General features: G+C 63.2%; 1 protein-coding gene. It reads right to left on the reverse strand.

Going from position 1 to position 272, the window contains the following annotated elements; translation table 11 throughout:
* Window positions 1-19 precede the first annotated feature (19 nt).
* The coding region (locus ACZ267_RS12910) for an MFS transporter (RefSeq protein ID WP_463680349.1) at window positions 20-272 on the reverse strand (253 nt) is incomplete at its 5' end.

Raw genomic sequence — 272 nt, forward strand, 5'->3', positions numbered from 1 at the left:
TGAGTGAGCCGTCGACCGGTCAGGTCTTGGTGATGTCGACGTCCTTGGTTTCCGGAATGAACAGCGCGCCGACCACGACGGTGATTGCCGCGAAGATGACTGGATACCAGAGACCGGAGTAGATATCGCCGGTCGAGGCGGTGATCGCGAACGCGGTCGCCGGGAGCAGGCCGCCGAACCAGCCGTTGCCGATATGATAGGGCAGCGACATCGAGGTGTAGCGGATGCGGGTCGGGAACAGTTCGACCAGCATGGCGGCGATCGGGCCGTAG

The organism is Staphylococcus sp. AC872 (genome assembly GCF_979255425.1).